Source organism: Bacillus sp. FJAT-26390, from assembly GCF_001682865.1.
Lineage (GTDB): Bacteria > Bacillota > Bacilli > Paenibacillales > Paenibacillaceae > Pristimantibacillus.
Map to the genome: position 1 here is coordinate 353,505 of NZ_MAQX01000022.1, position 18,625 is coordinate 372,129.

Here is an 18,625-nt window from a genome sequence, read left to right on the forward strand (position 1 = left end):
TTAAATAAACGGTTTGTCTCAAGGTAAGGCACGTCATTGGTACGTGCCTTATTTTGACCCTACATATGAAATTGTGCTGCCCATGGAGGCTAATCTCCGTACATATCGAACGGCCGTCGTCGTATACTGTAGTATTGGAAAAATGACATCATTACGATGACGTGTTACAATAAGTAAGTAACCAAAGTCATAAACGAAAAGAGGTTGGTCGCATGAATCTGGTACCGATCGTAGTCGAACAAACAAATCGCGGGGAACGTTCTTACGATATTTACTCCCGTTTGCTGAAGGACCGCATTATTTTCCTTGGGAGCGCAATCGATGATGATGTAGCAAACTCCATCATTGCACAGCTGCTGTTTCTGGCGGCCGACGATCCAGAGAAAGACATTCATCTGTACATTAACTCTCCCGGCGGCTCCGTGACTGCAGGAATGGGTATATTTGATACGATGCAATATATTAAGCCTGAGGTGTCCACGATTTGCATGGGCATGGCAGCAAGCATGGGCTCGCTTCTTCTTACGGCGGGCGCGAAGGGCAAGCGTTTTGCGCTCCCTAACGCAGAAGTGATGATTCACCAGCCGCTTGGCGGCGTTCGCGGTCAAGCTTCTGATATCAAAATTCATGCGGATTGGATTTTGAAAACAAAACAAAAGCTGAATCAAATTTATGTAGATCGCACCGGACAGCCTTATGAGAAAATCGACCGCGATACCGACCGTGACAATTTCATGAGCGCGGAAGAGGCTCTTGCCTACGGTTTGATTGACAAGGTGATTACAGCACCGGTATCGACGATTTAATCGAAGGGGTGATTACATGTTTAAATTCAACGACGAAAAAGGCCAGTTGAAATGTTCGTTCTGCGGCAAGTCGCAGGATCAAGTACGTAAATTGGTTGCCGGTCCCGGCGTCTATATATGCGATGAGTGCATCGAGTTGTGTACCGAAATTGTTGAGGAAGAACTCGGCAATGAGGAAGAGCTTGATCTTAAAGATATTCCGAAACCGAAAGATATCCGGGCTATTCTGGATTCTTATGTCATCGGCCAAGAGTTTGCCAAAAAATCGTTGTCTGTAGCGGTATACAACCATTACAAACGGATTAATTCCGGAAGCAAAATTGAAGACGTCGAATTGCAGAAGAGCAACATTTTGCTGCTGGGTCCTACGGGCTCCGGTAAAACGCTGCTTGCGCAAACGATGGCTAAAATTTTGAACGTTCCTTTTGCCATTGCAGACGCAACTTCGCTTACGGAAGCGGGTTATGTCGGCGAGGACGTCGAGAACATTTTGCTTAAGCTCATTCAGGCTGCCGACTATGATGTGGAAAAAGCGGAACGCGGCATCATCTATATCGATGAGATCGATAAAGTGGCACGCAAATCCGAAAACCCATCCATTACGCGCGACGTGTCGGGCGAGGGCGTTCAACAAGCGCTTCTGAAAATTTTGGAGGGTACGGTTGCATCCGTTCCGCCGCAAGGTGGACGCAAGCATCCTCATCAAGAGTTTATCCAAATCGATACAACGAACATTTTGTTCATTTGCGGCGGCGCGTTCGACGGGCTGGAGTCTTTGATCAAACGTCGTATCGGCAAGAAAGTGATCGGCTTCAGCTCCACAGGCGAATTGCAGAAGGATCTTAAAGCAGGCGAATACCTAACGATGGTATTGCCTGAGGATCTGCTCAAATTCGGTCTTATTCCGGAGTTTGTCGGTCGTCTTCCGATCATTTCTACGCTTGAGCCGCTTGATGAGCCGGCACTCGTTCGGATTTTGTCCGAACCAAAAAATGCCCTCGTGAAGCAGTATCAAAAGCTGCTTGAAATGGACAACGTGAAGCTTGATTTCGAACCGGCTGCCCTTGATGCAATCGCGAAGGAAGCGATCAAGCGCAACACTGGCGCCCGCGGCTTGCGAGCGATTATCGAGAGCATCATGCTGGAAGTCATGTACGAGGTGCCATCACGCGATGACCTAAGTACTTGCCTCATCACGGAACAAACCGTTCAAGAAAAAATTATGCCGGAACTTACGGCTAAGAAGACTAAGAAAAAAGAAGAGAGCGCGTAATCTAGCGTTCGAATATAAGAAGCTATAAGTTTAGGCTTATAACTTAGCTTATATTTCACCGCGAAACGAGCTTTAGCCGCCACTTGACGGCTAAAGTCGTTTACGCTTGACTACCGTCATTGTTTCCACCCAGCCGTGCGGCTTTTTGCCGCCAGTCAAAGGGTGGACTTTGCCGTTCATGGGAGAGATAAGCTTATGTACTTACGTCAAGATACGGTACCGGTTAAGGTCGGCAATCTAACGATTGGCGGCAGCAACGAAGTGATTATTCAGAGCATGTGTACGACCAAGACTGCTGACGTAGAAGCGACTGTCGCTGAAATATTGGGACTTGAGGAAGCGGGCTGCCAGCTTGTCCGCGTTACCGTCAATAACAAGGAAGCGGCAGAAGCGATTAAAGAGATTAAGAAACGGATTCATATTCCGCTTGTTGCGGACATTCATTTTGATTATCGTTTGGCGCTTCTTGCTATCGAGAACGGCATCGACAAGGTTCGGATTAATCCGGGCAACATCGGCCGCCGGGAACGGGTAGAGGCGGTCGTAAAGGCGTGCAAGGAAAAAGGCATTCCGATTCGGATAGGCGTTAACGCCGGTTCGCTGGAAAATCATCTGCTTGAGAAGTACGGTTACCCGACTCCTGAAGCGATGGTAGAGAGCGCGCTTTTCCATATCGGTATTTTGGAAGAGCTTGATTTCCACGATATTATCGTTTCGTTGAAAGCGTCCGATGTGCCGATGGCGATCGCTGCCTACTCCATGGCCGCTAAGGTAATCAAATATCCGCTTCACCTTGGCATTACGGAAGCGGGTACGCTGCATACGGGCACGATCAAGAGCTCGGCAGGTATCGGTGCGCTGCTGGCGCTTGGTATCGGCAACACGCTTAGAATCAGCCTCAGCGCGGACACCGTTGAAGAGGTTAAGGTAGCTCGCGAGCTGCTCAAAACTTTCGGACTCATTACGAATGCTGCAACGCTTGTATCCTGTCCGACCTGCGGCCGATTGGATATCGATTTGTTTTCAATCGCCAATGAGGTAGAGGACTATATTTCAAAAATTAAAGTACCGATTAAAGTATCTGTGTTAGGCTGTGCGGTTAACGGTCCCGGCGAGGCGCGCGAAGCGGATATCGGCATTGCGGGAGCTAGGGGCGAAGGCATGCTTTTCCGTTACGGAGAGCTGATTCGCAAGGTGCCTGAGGCTGAACTGCTAAACGAGCTGAAGAAGGAAATCGACGAAATCGTACGCGTGTTTGAAGCGACTGGCGAAATTCCAGGTCGGAAGCATCATGCGCCGGCTTAATCCCGATTAAGAGGCTTATTTACGTCATCTAATGACGCGAATAAGTCTCTTTTTTTGCAATAAATGCGCTAAAAAGTTGCTCATAAACAAATTGAACTGACGACCTCTCTGGGCTTGCCGTGCTAATTTTGCGATCGCGCGAAAAATAACGGCGTTAACGGTTATTACCACTTCGTAGGGGCAATACTATCAAATACGCATGCTTATTACGGATAGGTTGCTTATTTGAATATAAGCTTACTACTAAGACGGCATCAGCCGTTTGCGCTTGAGAGGAGCGGATTGCTAATGAGTTTAAGTGTTGTATTGATGTTGATTCAAGTGTTTTTTGCTGTTGTAATTGGCTTGTATTTCTGGAACTTGCTGCGTAATCAGAAGACGAACCGCTCGGCCGTTGACCGAGAATCGCGCAAGGAGATGGATAAGCTCCGGAAGCTGAGGAGCGTTTCGCTAACGAAGCCTCTAGCGGAGAAGACAAGACCGCAAGCGATGCAGGATATCGTGGGGCAGCGTGACGGCCTGCGCGCCTTAAAGGCGGCGCTGTGCAGCGCAAACCCTCAGCATGTCATTATCTATGGACCGCCGGGCGTCGGGAAGACGGCTGCGGCACGCGTCGTTCTGGAGGAAGCGAAAAAAAATCCTTCCTCGCCGTTTCTGCCCGAAGCGAAGTTTACGGAAATCGATGCGACTACCGCCCGTTTTGACGAGCGCGGAATTGCCGATCCGCTTATCGGCTCTGTGCATGACCCCATTTATCAGGGGGCGGGCGCGATGGGCGTAGCGGGCATTCCGCAGCCAAAGCCGGGTGCTGTAACGAAGGCGCATGGCGGAATTTTGTTTATTGATGAAATTGGTGAATTGCATCCGGTTCAAATGAATAAATTGTTAAAAGTGCTGGAGGATCGTAAAGTATTTCTGGAGAGCGCTTATTATAATTCGGAGGATTCGAATATACCGGTGTATATTCATGATATTTTCCAAAATGGGCTGCCGGCCGACTTCCGCCTTGTAGGTGCGACCACGCGTTCGCCGCAGGAGATTCCGCCTGCGATCCGTTCCCGCTGCATGGAGGTCTTTTTCCGTCCGCTGCTTGCGGATGAAATTGCACTGGTAGCCGAAAACGCGGTCAAAAAAATCGGTTTTCCGCCTTGCCCTGAAGCGATCGATGTAGTGAAACGGTACGCGACAAACGGACGCGAAGCGGTTAACGTTATTCAGCTGGCTGCGGGCGTAGCGTTATCCGAGAAACGCGACAGCATCTCGGCGGGCGATATCGAGTGGGTGGTCAATAGCAGCCAAATTCCGCCGCGTCCAGACCGCAAGGTACCGGAGGCGCCCCAAATCGGCTTCGTAAACGGCCTTGCCGTATATGGACCGAATATGGGAACGCTGCTCGAAATCGAAGTGAGCGCCATTCCAGCAGCTGCAGGCAAGGGCCAGTTCACCATTACCGGCGTCGTCGATGAGGAAGAGCTCGGCGGCGGATCACGGACGCTTAGAAGAAAAAGCATGGCAAAAGGTTCTGTGGAAAATGTGATTACCGTTTTGCGGCGCATTGGCCTAAATCCGCAGGATTTTGATTTGCATATCAACTTTCCTGGCGGTACGCCAATCGATGGACCGTCTGCCGGAATTGCGATGGCAACTGCCATTACGTCGGCGATTAAAGGCATTCCGATCGACAATAAGCTGGCGATGACAGGCGAAGTTGGCATCCATGGAAACGTGAAGCCCGTCGGCGGCGTATTAGCTAAAGTTGAGGCAGCATTCCAAGCAGGCGCAAAAACAGTTATAATCCCTAGGGAGAACTGGCAAGCGATATTTGCAGATTTGGAAGGCCTTAAGGTCATTCCGGTTGAAAAGGTGGAAGAAGTGTTTAAATATGTGTTCCCAGATGCCGAAGTATCCCCTGTACGGGTCGATGCTCCGCTTGGGACGGATCTTTTTATCGCTTCTGCCGTTCCTTATTTGCAGGCTGATTCCGTAGAATGATAAACTAGGTTAGACGTTAACATTTGGAGGTGCTGGTGTGGGACCTAGTAAATCGAAAGGTCGTCGGCTGCCCTTGCTTCCGCTAAGAGGGCTACTCGTTTATCCCAGCATGGTGCTTCACCTTGATGTGGGTAGGGACAAATCGGTTCGGGCGCTTGAGCGTTCGATGGTCGAAGATCATATGATATTGCTTTGTTCACAGTCTGAAGTGAACATTGAGGAGCCGACGGAGGAAGATATTTATAAAGTCGGCACCATCGCGAAAGTAAGGCAGATGCTTAAGCTGCCTAACGGGACAATCCGCGTGCTCGTGGAAGGCGTTACGCGCGCGGAGATTTTGGACTATTTGCCGAATGACGAGTTTTATGAGGTGTCGGTTCGGGAATTGCCGGAGCAGGAGACGGATGATCCAGAAGTGGATGCCCTTATGCGCTCCGTATTGAATCAATTCGAGCACTATATTTCATTATCGAAAAAGGTTACGCCGGAGACGTATGCGGCCGTATCCGATATCGATGATCCGGGCCGGCTTGCGGATGTCATTACAAGCCATTTATCGCTCAAGATCAAGGATAAACAAGACATTCTTGAGACGGTCGATGTCGGCGAGCGCCTCGAGCGGCTGCTTGATATTTTGAACAACGAGCGCGAGGTGCTTGAGCTCGAGCGCAAAATAAACCAACGCGTCAAGAAGCAAATGGAGAAGACGCAGAAGGAATATTATTTGCGCGAGCAGATGAAGGCGATCCAGAAGGAGCTTGGCGAGAAGGAAGGCCGCGCAGGCGAGGTAGAGGAGCTTCGGTCGCAGCTGGCTGAAGCGGGCGTGCCGGAGCTGGTGAAGGAGAAGATCGAGAAGGAAATCGATCGACTCGAAAAAATGCCGTCTACCTCTGCAGAGGGCGGCGTTATTCGCAATTATATCGATTGGCTGCTTTCTTTGCCTTGGAACAAAACGACGGATGATGATCTAAGCCTCAGCAAGGCAGAAGCGATTCTTAATGATGATCATTACGGCTTGGAGAAGCCTAAGGAGCGTGTGCTCGAGTATTTGGCGGTACAGCAGCTTGTTAAGCAATTAAAGGGTCCGATCCTTTGCTTAGTCGGTCCTCCGGGCGTCGGTAAAACGTCGCTTGCCCGTTCCATCGCCAAGTCGCTTGGCCGCAAGTTCGTTCGCATCTCGCTTGGCGGCGTGCGTGACGAAGCGGAAATTCGCGGTCACCGCCGCACTTATGTCGGCGCTATGCCGGGAAGAATCATTCAAGGCATGAAGACTGCGGGCTCGCTTAATCCCGTGTTCTTGCTCGATGAGATTGACAAGATGGCGATGGACTTTCGCGGCGATCCGGCTTCTGCGCTGCTAGAGGTGCTTGACCCGGAACAAAACAATACGTTTAGCGACCATTTTGTCGAGGTGCCGTTCAACTTGTCCAATGTCATGTTCGTGACGACGGCTAATGCGATGCACAATATTCCTCGTCCGCTGCTTGACCGGATGGAGGTCTTGTACATTCCGGGCTACACGGAGCTGGAGAAGCTGCAGATCGGGAACCGTTATTTGCTGCCGAAGCAGAAGAAGGAGCATGGCCTAACCGAGGAGCAGCTCGTTATTTCGGAAGAGGTGCTGCTGCAGCTGGTTCGTGAGTATACGCGGGAATCCGGCGTTCGGAACTTGGAGCAGCAAATTGCAGCCGTGTGCCGGAAGGCAGCGAAGCATTTTGTATCCAAGGAGCAGGAGGAAACTCCTGAACCGCTTGAGGTTACGAGCGATCTGCTGAAGGAGTGGCTTGGACCGGCCAAATTCCGTTACGGGCTCGCCGAGAGCGAGAACCAAATCGGTGCGGTTACGGGTCTTGCGTGGACAGAGGTTGGCGGAGATACACTCGTCATCGAAGTTACGGTAATGCCGGGTAGCGGAAAACTAACGTTAACTGGTAAACTAGGTGATGTCATGAAAGAATCCGCGCAAGCCGCGTTCAGCTATACGCGCTCGAAAGCGATCGAGCTGGGCATAGACCCAAGCTTCCATGAGAAGAACGATATTCATATCCATATTCCAGAAGGAGCCATTCCTAAGGATGGTCCGTCTGCGGGCATTACCATTGCAACAGCGCTTATTTCCGCCCTTACGAATCGTTATGTGAACAAGGAAGTAGCGATGACAGGCGAAATAACGCTCAGAGGCCGTGTGCTTCCGATTGGCGGTTTGAAAGAAAAATCGCTTGCCGCGCATCGCGCAGGCATTCGCAAGGTGCTATTGCCGAAAGAAAATGAACGGGATCTACGGGATATTCCCGATAGCGTGCGCAATGATATGCAATTTTTTCCTGTCAGTCATATGGATGAAGTGCTGCAGCATGCGTTGCTTCCGATTCAAACGGAGGAGAAGGCAGGTACATCGATTTTATGAAAATTACACAAGCCCAGTTCGTCATCAGTGCGGTAAAACCCCATCAATACCCAGAGGACGCCTTGCCAGAGATTGCTCTGGCAGGGCGTTCGAATGTCGGAAAATCTTCATTGATTAACAAACTGATTTTACGCAAAAACTTAGCGCGTACGAGCTCGCAGCCAGGCAAAACGCAGCAGCTCAACTACTACCGGGTTAATGACTTGATCTATTTGGTCGATTTTCCGGGCTACGGCTATGCCAAGGTATCAAAGACGCAGCGCGTGCAGTTTGGCGAAATGATCGAACGCTACATTCGCGATCGTGAGCCGCTTAAGCTGCAGCTGCTCGTTATCGATATTCGCCACGAGCCGTCGCAGCAGGATCAGCAAATGTACAAATGGCTGAAGCATTATGAAATACCGACCTGCATCGTCGCAACGAAGGCGGATAAAATTCCGAAGTCTAAATGGGACAAGCATATCAAGATGATCAAGAAGACGCTAGAAGCAGATCCGCGCGATTCCGTCGTCTTATTTTCCTCAGAATTAGGGCTTGGTCGCGAGCAGCTTTGGGATATCATCAACGAAGCGATTGCTACATGAGGTAGCAAGTGCAGCAAGTTATGATATAAAGCAGAGGATACAGTGAAAAAGTCGGCATTCCTCGTGAATTCTACCGTTATATTGTGGAATATGCGAGAATATCGGGGATGGACGACAGGAATAAAATGTTCAGATCACGTATAATATACTTAAGCAACAAGACCAGAGTACAAAGACCAAACCGTGCAAGTTCAAAGAATTGAGGAGATTTTTATGGCTAAGCGGCTAGCCACAGAGTATGTAAATGCCAAACTGCAATTGACGAATGAAGAGATGGCTGAGTTTATCCGTTTGTTTGAAGAGCAGCAAATTCACCTTCAGGTGCTTGTGCTCGATAATGGAAATCAGGAGCTCGTTCTCGAAGATGTAGCAGGGAGGGAAGAAGTCCGACTGACCTTTGAACGTCAACAAGACTATTATGTGTGCGTACTATCTTGCCGTCTTGTTCAACCGAGGCTGACCAATGCCATGCGAAAAGCAGTATCTGTTTTCCGCGGCAACGCGATCGTCAACCGAATCTACAGTCATTATACGATGATCTATCATTATAAGAATGGTTCCGTTCACCAAATTGTTGAAAGCTCTAAGACCGGCGAGCGTGTCGTATTCGAGTTTAAGGATACGTTAGGGCAATTAGAGCGGGTGTTCCGCAGTCGTCTAATTGAGCGAGAGATCGGCCTTCTGGGCAATGCAGTCAACGAGCTGCTCGATCTTCGCAACCAAACGAAGGACACGGCAGAAATTAGCAAGATCGATGAGCGTTTGACGGATTTGACGCGCAAGCTCTTCGCACTAGAAGCGTAATGACGTAAGCTTAAGACGAATAGGGAGGCCGCTGCTGCGGCTTCTCTTTTTTTTATTCCTAATATGTGACATTGGTGAAAAGTGCAACATATTTTGCTCTTTGGCAGTTAGTAATAGGGTATGGTGATTTAGATGCTGCATTGAAACTAGACATAAAGAGGAGATTGACTATGCTGAACCAAACCAAACGATTCAAACAATTCGCAGTCGGCATTTCCTTTGCGATTGCCTTATCATTGACTGCCTGCAGTAATAACGAAACGAGCGCAGACCCCACTCCGCCGCCAGCAACGGAGGCTCCTTCTGAGCAGCCAAGCCCAAAGCCTTCCCAGCAGCCAAGTGAAACGGCTGGCAGCGGCAATGCCGGCCAAGAAGTCGGAGGCACCAAGGTTAGTGAATTAATTAGCTCGATATACGATTCAGCCAAGGTAGGCAAGGTTCCAGGCAGCAGCTACGCGGCTCATGAAACATTATTCGATGATATCGAGGCAAAGTGGGGAAAAGCGGATTCCAGTGATTCAGCAGGCAAAGGAATCTATGCCACCTACAAAGACAAAGGTTTTGCCTTTGGCTACAACAAGGGCATGATTGTTTTTGATGTAAGATCATATGCGGACGAGCTTCATGCCATTACACTTAAGGACATGGAGATTGCGCTAGGCTCGGCAGAGGAGAAGACGGTAAACGGGACGGATGAAATCTATACGTATCAAGTTAACAAACAGTATCAGCTGAAATTCATCATTCCGGAAGCAACGGGCAAAGTGGATCATATCTCGGTATACAGCCCGGCGGACACAAAAAATAATATGGCAGGTTAAGCGCTGCTGCTGTAGCGGGATAAGCTCGCCTTTCATACATTGAAAACGGAGCTGGCGCATACGCTTTTCCAAACCGTTAGAAAAAAAGTATTGCAATTATCTCGGATAGATGTTATTTTTATTCTCGTTGAAAAGATTGTTGAAGATAATAATAGGAACCAGGATTCACTCAGGACATAGTTATGTTGCGAGAGATTAATCCCTCGAGAAGTGAATGACGTAGGTCCTAGCGGATGAAATTTTTCAAACATTTTATTCCTAGGAAGGGGGAACCGAAAGATGGAATACTCAACTTTCGGAAGACACGTTGCTGTTGATACTTGGGGTGTAGACTTTGATCTACTGAACAGCGCTGAATTTTTGCAATCACACATGGTAGAGGCTGCTGAAGCATGTGGTGCTACTGTATTGTCCGTTCAAGCAAAACAATTCGATCCTCAAGGCGCAACTGTACTCGTGATGCTGTCGGAGAGTCACCTCTCGATTCATACGTATCCAGAGAGAGGCTTTGCCGCGCTAGACTGTTATACCTGCGGTGAAACTGTAGATCCTCAGCTTGCGATCGACTACATGCTCGCTGTATTGAAGCCAAAAGCGACTTATGCGAAGAAGCTTGTACGCGGTATGGGCGAACTGCAAGTAGAAGAACCGAAAATGAAACAAACTGAGCTCGTTTAAGAGCTTTAAAACTTATCGATCATAGCGAAATAACCATGGATTTCATCCATGGTTATTTCTTTGCATGAAAAGGGAATAATGAGTGTGTACTTTTCAAATATTATTCATAAATGAACATTATCTGAATGATCAACTATGCTATAATAATCGTTGACATCAATGGCTAAGACGCACTAGAGAAGGAGGCAGGTGACCGCGCATGCACATTATCGCAGTAGGACTGAATTATCGAACGGCTCCCGTAGAAGTCAGAGAACAGTTTGCTTTCGCGGAACGGGATTTGCCGGAGGCATTGTTACAGCTCATTCAGACACAAAGCATAATGGAATGTGTCATAGTAGCGACCTGCAATCGTACGGAGCTATATGCAGTTGTAGACAGGCACCATCTATGTGGGCATCACATTCGCAGCTTTATGGAAAAGTGGTTCAAATTGCCTAGACAGCAATTTACGAATCATTTATATATGTATGAGGACGAAAAGGCGATCGATCATCTGTTCCATGTGACAAGCGGACTGGATTCGATGGTTATTGGCGAAACTCAAATATTGGGACAAGTCAAACATGCATTTCTTCTCGCCCAGCAGCAAAAAACGACAGGCACCGTATTTAACATGCTGTTTAAGCAAGCTGTTACAATGGCCAAGCGTGCCCATTCCGAGACAACGATCGGCGAATCGGCCGTTTCCGTCAGCTACGCTGCGGTTGAGCTGGGAAAACGTATTTTCGGCCAATTCAACAAAAAAACAGTGATGGTTATCGGTGCGGGTGAGACAAGCGAGCTTACAGCTAAGCATTTGTACGCTAATGGCGCAGACCGAGTAGTTGTGGTAAACCGTACTTATGAACGGGCAGCCAAGCTGGCGGATAAGTTTAACGGCTGCGCCTGGTCGATGGAAGAAGCGGCTGATCGGCTGCATGAAGCGGACATTATCATTAGCTCGACAGGGTCGGACGGTTACGTGCTGACACGCCAGCAGGTGGCAGCAGCGATGCAGCGCCGCAAGGCAAAACCGCTCTTTATGATTGACATCGCGGTTCCGCGTGATTTGGACCCGTCGATTGCAGCGGTTGAAAATGTGTTCTTGTACGATATTGATGACTTGGAAGGCATTGTAGAGAGTAATCTCGAGCATCGCCGCCAAGAAGCCGCCAAAATCGAAGCCATGATCACCGAGGAGATCGATCTGTTCGAGCAATGGTATAAAACGCTTGGTGTGGTTCCGCTTATTAGATCTCTGCAAACGAAAGCGGCAGGTATCCATGAGGAAACGATGAACAGCTTGACGAACAAGCTGCCGGATCTTGGCGAGCATGAGCTCAAAGTAATCCGCAAGCTAACGAAAAGCATCGTTAACCAGATGATGCAGGACCCGATTTTGCGAATCAAAGAAATGGCCGGCGAGAAACGAGCGGATGAAGCGATGGATATGTTCGTCAAACTGTTTGCGCTCGAAGACGAGCTTACGAAGACACGTCAAGCCGAGCTTGAAACGGCAACAGCTGCTGTCGCTGCAGAAAAAAAGAAAATCGTTCAACCCCATGCAGCCGCGGCGGTATTAGCACCTATTACAAGATAGAGGGCCGCAACGTGGAGGAACTATGGTGACGCAAAACTTTTTATATGATGCGATACTTTATATTTACGCCCTGAGCCTCCTGTTTTATTTCTCCGACTTTATGAATGCAAGTCGGAGAGCAAAGCGGATGGGTACAGGGCTGCTTATTTTTGTTTGGGTATTGCAGACTGGTTATTTGGTTGCTCGCATCGTGTCCCATCTGCAGATGACCGAAATAACGGCGTTTGAATACTGGCTGTGTTTTTCCTGGTTGCTCGTCACCATATCGTTAGTTATCAATCGATTTATAAAAATTGATTTTATCGTATTTTTTGTAAATGTAATCGGCTTTGCGGTTTTAGCGCTCAACCTCTACAGCAGCCCAGGGAATGGTGAGTCGCTGGCGGTTTGGGAAACGACGAGAGAGCTATTATATATTCATATCAGTCTTATTCTGTGCGCTTATGCGGCGCTGACGTTAGGCGCTTTATTCGCTGGCATGTATATGTTTTTGCATAATCAATTGAAACGAAAACGGTGGACGAACTTTGTGCGCAGACTGCCGAGCTTGGACACGATTGAGCGGTATGGCGATCGGGCGATTATTATCGGGGTTCCGCTGCTTGCGATGTCGCTTGCGATTGCGGTTACTTCCTTGCTCGTAGAAGGACGAGCCGAGCTGCTGCTGGACTGGAAGGTGCTGTCTTCATTTGGAACGTTGATTATGTATGCCATTTATGTGTATCAGAGAGCGATGCTGAGAAGGCCGGGGCTTCAATTAGCCCGTTTGTATATATTTTCGTTTGGCTTGCTGCTTTTGAATTTATTTTCTAATTATTTTTCTTCCTTTCACTAGCGAAGGAACGAGGCGGCGGGAGGCACAGCCCAAATGAATGGATTTTATCCGGTCGTCTTGCAGCTACGAGGCAAACGCTGCGTTGTCATCGGAGGCGGAAGTATCGCTCAGCGAAAGCTGCGCGGCCTTCTGGAAGCGGGGGCTGACGAGATATGGGTGATAAGCCCCTCGTTCACTCCGAAAATAGCTGGCTGGGCCTCTGAAGGTAAGATTCGCGCCTTTCAGCGCGCGTATAACGAAGCTGATTTGCAGGGAGCATGGCTTGTTTTTGCCGCAACCAATGATTCCGGGGTGAATGCAGAGGTATCTGCTGCTGGGGAACGGCTTGGCCTTTTGGTAAACGCGGCCGATGAAGCAAGCAGCAGCTCATTTATCTCTCCCTCCACCTTGCGAAGAGGCGATTTATTGCTTGCCGTTACGGCATCGGGCGCAAGTCCGGCATTGTCGCAGCAGATCAGGCTGGAACTGGAAGCGCAGTATGGACCAGAGTATGAAGAAATAACAGCCCGGCTTAGGCGCCTGCGCGAGCTTGTGCGAAGCAGGATACTTGATGAGCAGGATAGGCAGACCGTTTTGAAGCTTGCAGCCGAAGAGGCTGTGCAGCAGAGGAGAACCAGCTTTGACATCGATGAATGGCTGCAAAGCCTGCTTCATCGGATAGACAGGGGGCTTACATAATGGCAACGACTAATGAGGGACAACGAGTCATCGTTGTTGGAACAAGGCAAAGCGCGCTCGCGTTGACGCAAACCGGACAAGTGATTGAGGAGCTAAAGCGGATCAGCGAGAAGCATGGGTTCGATTATGCGTTCGAAGTGAAAAAGATCGTAACGAAGGGTGACCGTATTCTTGATGTCACTTTGTCCAAGGTGGGCGGCAAGGGACTGTTCGTTAAAGAAATTGAACAGGCGCTCGTTGACGGCGAAATCGACATGGCTGTTCACAGCATGAAGGACATGCCTTACGCGCTTCCTGAAGGGCTAATTAACGGCGCTATTCCAAAACGTGTTGACCCAAGAGATTGCTTGGTTATGCGTGAAGGAAGCAGCTTGGATGATTTGCCACGCGGCGCCCGGGTAGGCACTAGCAGCTTGCGCCGCTCCAGCCAGCTCAAAAACGCAAGACCCGATCTTCAGCTGGAATCCATTCGCGGCAACATTGATTCACGCATGCGCAAGCTCGAAACCGAGGGATTTGACGCCGTTGTGCTCGCTGCCGCAGGCCTTACGCGGATGGGCTGGCAGGATCGCATCTCCTCGAACATTCCTGTGGATGTATGTCTGCCTGCTGTTGGACAAGGCGCGCTTGGCATTGAATGCCGCGAGGATGACGAGCAGGTTCGGGAATTGCTGTCTTTGATTAACGATAATGAGACGGAGCTGACCGTTCGTGCGGAGCGCAGCTTCCTGGGTACGCTGAACGGTGGCTGCCAAGTGCCGATTGGCGCTTATTGCGTTCTCGGCGAAGAAGACGGAGGCCAAAACGGCAAACGCCACCTCGTAATGACGGGAATGGTCGGTTCCCCTGACGGCACAACGCTGCTGAAGGAAGTGAAGCAGGGAACGGACCCTGAGCAGCTTGGACGGGATGTAGCAGCTGCGCTCATCGAACGTGGTGCAGACCGCATTTTAGCCGAAATTGGGGGATGACAGGCTTGGACAAGGGGAAGGTTTATTTGGTTGGCGCCGGACCGGGAGATCCGAAGCTGATTACGTTGCGCGGACTGGAATGTTTAGAGGAATGTGAGGTTGTCGTCTACGATCGGTTGGCCAGCCCCAGATTGCTTCGGCATTTGAAGCCGGGGACGGAGAGGATTTATGTCGGCAAGCTGCCGGATCGCCATACGATGAAGCAAGAGGAGATCAATCAGCTTCTTGTTGACTTGGCGCTGCAGGGAAAGACGGTTACTCGCCTGAAGGGCGGCGACCCGACGATTTTTGGACGTGTTGGCGAAGAGGCGGAATTGCTCTATGACAACGGAATAGAGTTCGAAATCGTACCCGGCATAACTTCGGCGATTGCCGTTCCTGCTTATGCGGGCATTCCGGTCACGCACCGCGACTTAGCCTCATCCTTATCCATCATTACGGGTCATGAGAGTCCGGACAAGCTTGATCGCTCCATTCATTGGGATAAAGTAACGAACGCAACGGGCACCCTTATTTTTCTGATGGGCGTTGCCAAGATCGGATATATAGCGGATCAGCTCATTAAGCACGGCAAGCCTCCTGAAACGCCGGTTGCCCTTATTCGCTGGGGAACAAGGGTTGAGCAGCGGACGGTTGTCGGCACGCTGGAGACGATTGAGCGGATTGTGAAAGAAGCGAATTTCCAGCCTCCAGCCGTTATCGTTGTCGGCGATGTCGTGCTGCAGCGAGAGAAGCTGAGATGGTATGAGAATAAGCCGCTATTTGGCATGCGCGTGCTTGTTACTCGCGCAAGGTCCCAAGCAAGCGAGCTTGCGGACCAGATTGAACTGCTCGGCGGAGAGCCCTGTGAGTTTCCCGTCATTGAAACGGTGGAGCCATCTGACCCGGCAGCGATCGAGTCGCTGCGGAAGCAGCTTGAGCAGGCGGAGCACTATCAATGGCTTATGTTCACTAGCGTGAATGGCGTAGAGTATTTTTTCGGATGGCTTCGTAAATTCCGAATTGATATGAGAAGATTTGTTGCCGCCAAAATTGCAGCGGTCGGTCCTAAGACGGCAGAGGCGCTTGCAAAGCGCGGTTTGGTGGTAGAGGAGCTGCCGGCTAAGTTCCATGCGGAAGGGCTGCTTGAGCATCTTGGGCCGCAGCTCAGAGCCGGTGAGCGCGTCCTGCTGCCGCGAGGCGATCTTGCGCGTGAAGTGCTGCCACGCGAGCTGAAGGCTATGGGACTAATTCCTACGGAAATAGATGTATATGAAACGGTGCTCGCAGACCAGCAGGAGGAGCTTGCGCTTGAATGGATTCGTGAGAAAGAGATCCATTTGATTACGTTCACAAGCTCGTCCACGGTGACGAACCTCCTGGAAGTATTAAGACGCAAAGGCGTAACTGATCCTGTGGAGCTGCTGTCGGATATTCCGATTGCGAGCATAGGTCCGATTACAACACAGACGGCAATTGAAGCGGGCTTGAAGGTTGCCATCGAGCCAGAGGATTCAACGCTCGATGGATTGCTTCAGGCAATGGTCCAATATCAGCAAAGCAACAAGCTATCACAGTAAGGGAGGAATGATCAGCTATGACTTTTCCAACAGTTAGAAATCGCAGATTACGCAGAACGGCCGCTCTTCGGAGCATGGTAAGGGAGACCGTTCTTAGCGTGAATGATTTTATATATCCGATCTTCGTTACTCACGGTCAGAATGTGAGAAATGAGATTCCGTCGATGCCGGGCATCTACCATTTATCAATGGATCTTCTGGAGGAAGAAATTCGCGAGGTCGTTTCGCTGGGCATTCAGTCGGTGCTTCTCTTCGGAATTCCAGAGACTAAGGATGCGATTGGGACTTCAGCATATGACGCGAACGGGATCGTTCAGCAGGCTATTCGTGCCGTCAAGGAATGGGCGCCAGAGCTTGTTGTTATAGCGGATACCTGCTTATGCCAATTCACCGACCACGGCCATTGCGGCGTCGTGCATGTCCATGAGGCAACCGGCGTTGCGGAAATCGACAACGATTCCTCATTGGATTTGCTTGTACAGACGGCCGTGTCGCAAGCGGAGGCGGGAGCAGACATTATTGCCCCTTCCAATATGATGGACGGCTTCGTGCTTGCCATTCGAGAAGGACTGGACGATGCGGGCTATAGCGATATTCCGATTCTTTCCTATTCGGTGAAATTTGCTTCTGCTTATTATGGGCCATTCCGTGATGCCGTCCATTCAGCGCCGCAGTTCGGCGATCGCAAGACGTATCAAATGGACCCGGCGAATGTACGCGAGGCGCTGCGCGAAGCGGAATCAGACATTGCTGAGGGCGCTGATATGCTTATGGTGAAGCCTGCGCTGGCTTATCTAGACATCTTGCGTTTGCTGAAGGATAAATACAATCTGCCGGTAGCTGCATATAACGTAAGCGCCGAATACTCGATGGTGAAGGCTGCTGCAGCAAATGGTTGGATTAACGAGAAGTTGATCGTGCTTGAGACCTTAACGGGAATGAAGCGCGCTGGTGCTGATCTTATTATCACGTACCACGCAAAGGATGCGGCTCGTTGGTTAAGAGGAGAGGGGTAAGCAGATGAGTGATCAGTCGAACCTTAGAAATGACGCACGCTCGGTAGCTGCTTTCGCGAGAGCGAAGCAGGTTATTCCAGGCGGAGTGAACAGTCCGGTTAGAGCGTTCAAATCGGTTGGCCTTAATCCCGTATATATGGAGCGGGGAGAAGGCAGCCGCATTTATGATATCGACGGTAACAGCTATATAGATTATGTAGCTTCGTGGGGTCCGCTCATTATGGGACATGCCCATCCTGAGGTTATTGAAGCCATTAAACGGACGGCTGAGAAAGGGACGAGCTTTGGCGCTCCGACAGAGCTTGAAACGTTGATGGCTGAGCTTGTCTGCGAGCGTGTTCCTTCGGTTGACGTTGTTCGTATGGTCAATTCCGGCACGGAAGCGACGATGAGCGCTTTGCGCCTAGCGCGGGGATATACGAAGCGCAACAAAATTTTGAAATTCGAGGGCTCGTATCATGGTCATGCCGACAGCTTGCTCATCAAAGCAGGCTCGGGTGTGGCAACGTTAGGTTTGCCTGACAGCCCTGGCGTGCCTGAGCATGTGGCTACACACACCATTACGGTGCCTTATAACGATATCGAATCGGTGAAGCTAGCGTTCGAGAAGTTTGGCGAGGAGATCGCTTGCGTCATCGTTGAGCCGGTTGCCGGCAATATGGGCGTCGTACCGCCGCTGCCTGGTTTTCTGCAGGGACTGCGCGATGTAACGACAGAATACGGCACCGTGCTTATTTTTGACGAGGTGATGACGGGCTTCCGCGTTGGCTATAGCTGTGCGCAGGGACTATATGATATTAAGCCGGATCTTACGTGCTTCGGCAAAGTAATCGGCGGAGGATTGCCAGTAGGCGCGTACGGCGGCAAACGCGAGCTGATGGAGCTGATTGCGCCGAGCGGGCCGATATACCAAGCTGGAACATTGTCCGGCAATCCGCTGGCAATGGCGGCAGGCTACACGACGCTTAAGCTGCTGACGCATGAGGTCTATGAGCAGCTTGAACGCCAAGCGGTTAGACTGCAGCTCGGCTTTGAAGGCAATGCCCGCAAGCATGGCGTTGCTAGCACGATCAACCGGGTAGGATCAATGGTTTGTCCTTTCTTTACCGACACGTTCGTTATTAACTACGATACAGCCAAAACATCCGATCTCGAACGGTTTAAGAAGTATTTTGCATCGATGCTTGATTTAGGCGTTAGCGTTGCTCCTTCCCAGTTCGAGGGGATGTTCGTCTCTGCAGTTCATACGAATGAGGATATTGACGCAACGATTGAAGCGCATGATATTGCGTTTAGCCGATTGTAGGAGGAAAA

At 50.1% G+C, this 18,625-nt stretch carries 16 protein-coding genes; all 16 read left to right on the forward strand.

Annotated elements, in window-relative coordinates; all coding sequences use genetic code 11:
* The first annotated feature begins 212 nt into the window (after nt 1-212).
* The 16 genes from clpP to hemL all read left to right on the forward strand — a co-directional run bounded on the left by clpP (nt 213) and on the right by hemL (nt 18,617).
* The gene (gene clpP / locus A7975_RS18740; RefSeq protein ID WP_053374767.1) at nt 213-806 is read left to right on the forward strand and encodes an ATP-dependent Clp endopeptidase proteolytic subunit ClpP; all 594 of its coding nucleotides are present in this window, start codon (nt 213-215) and stop codon (nt 804-806) included.
* 16 nt (nt 807-822) lie between these two features.
* A complete protein-coding gene (gene clpX / locus A7975_RS18745) occupies nt 823-2,079 on the forward strand; it encodes an ATP-dependent protease ATP-binding subunit ClpX (RefSeq protein WP_053374768.1) in 1,257 nt (418 codons plus the stop codon).
* A gap of 195 nt (nt 2,080-2,274) precedes the next feature.
* The gene (ispG, locus tag A7975_RS18750; RefSeq protein WP_053374769.1) at nt 2,275-3,384 is read left to right on the forward strand and encodes a flavodoxin-dependent (E)-4-hydroxy-3-methylbut-2-enyl-diphosphate synthase; all 1,110 of its coding nucleotides are present in this window, start codon (nt 2,275-2,277) and stop codon (nt 3,382-3,384) included.
* 288 nt (nt 3,385-3,672) lie between these two features.
* Nucleotides 3,673-5,376 carry an ATP-dependent protease LonB gene (gene lonB, locus A7975_RS18755; RefSeq protein ID WP_053374770.1) on the forward strand — a complete coding sequence of 568 codons (1,704 nt, stop codon included), beginning with the start codon at nt 3,673-3,675 and terminating at the stop codon, nt 5,374-5,376.
* A 37-nt stretch (nt 5,377-5,413) separates the two neighbouring features.
* Complete coding sequence (gene lon, locus A7975_RS18760) at nt 5,414-7,783, forward strand: endopeptidase La (protein ID WP_053374771.1); 2,370 nt, start codon at nt 5,414-5,416, stop codon at nt 7,781-7,783.
* A complete protein-coding gene (gene yihA / locus A7975_RS18765; protein ID WP_053374772.1) occupies nt 7,780-8,367 on the forward strand; it encodes a ribosome biogenesis GTP-binding protein YihA/YsxC in 588 nt (195 codons plus the stop codon). The genes lon and yihA overlap by 4 nt, the downstream gene beginning before the upstream one ends.
* A 213-nt stretch (nt 8,368-8,580) precedes the next feature.
* Nucleotides 8,581-9,171, forward strand: a complete 591-nt coding sequence (locus A7975_RS18770; protein WP_053374773.1) for a non-ribosomal peptide synthetase module — start codon at nt 8,581-8,583, stop codon at nt 9,169-9,171.
* A 170-nt stretch (nt 9,172-9,341) separates the two neighbouring features.
* Nucleotides 9,342-9,992, forward strand: a complete 651-nt coding sequence (locus tag A7975_RS18775) for a YjgB family protein (RefSeq protein WP_053374774.1) — start codon at nt 9,342-9,344, stop codon at nt 9,990-9,992.
* Between the two features lie 279 nt (nt 9,993-10,271).
* A complete protein-coding gene (gene speD / locus A7975_RS18780; RefSeq protein WP_053374775.1) occupies nt 10,272-10,670 on the forward strand; it encodes an adenosylmethionine decarboxylase in 399 nt (132 codons plus the stop codon).
* 199 nt (nt 10,671-10,869) lie between these two features.
* Entirely contained in the window at nt 10,870-12,252 is a 1,383-nt protein-coding gene (gene hemA / locus A7975_RS18785) for a glutamyl-tRNA reductase (protein ID WP_053374776.1), read from the forward strand.
* 127 nt (nt 12,253-12,379) lie between these two features.
* Complete coding sequence (gene ccsA, locus A7975_RS18790; RefSeq protein WP_255314341.1) at nt 12,380-13,087, forward strand: cytochrome c biogenesis protein CcsA; 708 nt, start codon at nt 12,380-12,382, stop codon at nt 13,085-13,087.
* Between the two features lie 33 nt (nt 13,088-13,120).
* Nucleotides 13,121-13,765, forward strand: coding sequence for a precorrin-2 dehydrogenase/sirohydrochlorin ferrochelatase family protein (locus A7975_RS18795; RefSeq protein WP_053374778.1), 645 nt, complete (start codon nt 13,121-13,123; stop codon nt 13,763-13,765).
* A complete protein-coding gene (gene hemC, locus A7975_RS18800; protein ID WP_065386109.1) occupies nt 13,765-14,736 on the forward strand; it encodes a hydroxymethylbilane synthase in 972 nt (323 codons plus the stop codon). The genes A7975_RS18795 and hemC overlap by 1 nt, the downstream gene beginning before the upstream one ends.
* Before the next feature lie 5 nt (nt 14,737-14,741).
* Nucleotides 14,742-16,295, forward strand: coding sequence for a uroporphyrinogen-III C-methyltransferase (cobA, locus tag A7975_RS18805; protein WP_255314342.1), 1,554 nt, complete (start codon nt 14,742-14,744; stop codon nt 16,293-16,295).
* A 17-nt stretch (nt 16,296-16,312) separates the two neighbouring features.
* The gene (hemB, locus tag A7975_RS18810) at nt 16,313-17,311 is read left to right on the forward strand and encodes a porphobilinogen synthase (RefSeq protein WP_053374781.1); all 999 of its coding nucleotides are present in this window, start codon (nt 16,313-16,315) and stop codon (nt 17,309-17,311) included.
* 4 nt (nt 17,312-17,315) lie between these two features.
* On the forward strand, nt 17,316-18,617 hold the full coding sequence (gene hemL / locus A7975_RS18815) for a glutamate-1-semialdehyde 2,1-aminomutase (RefSeq protein WP_065386111.1): 1,302 nt from the start codon (nt 17,316-17,318) through the stop codon (nt 18,615-18,617).
* The last annotated feature ends 8 nt before the right edge of the window (nt 18,618-18,625 follow it).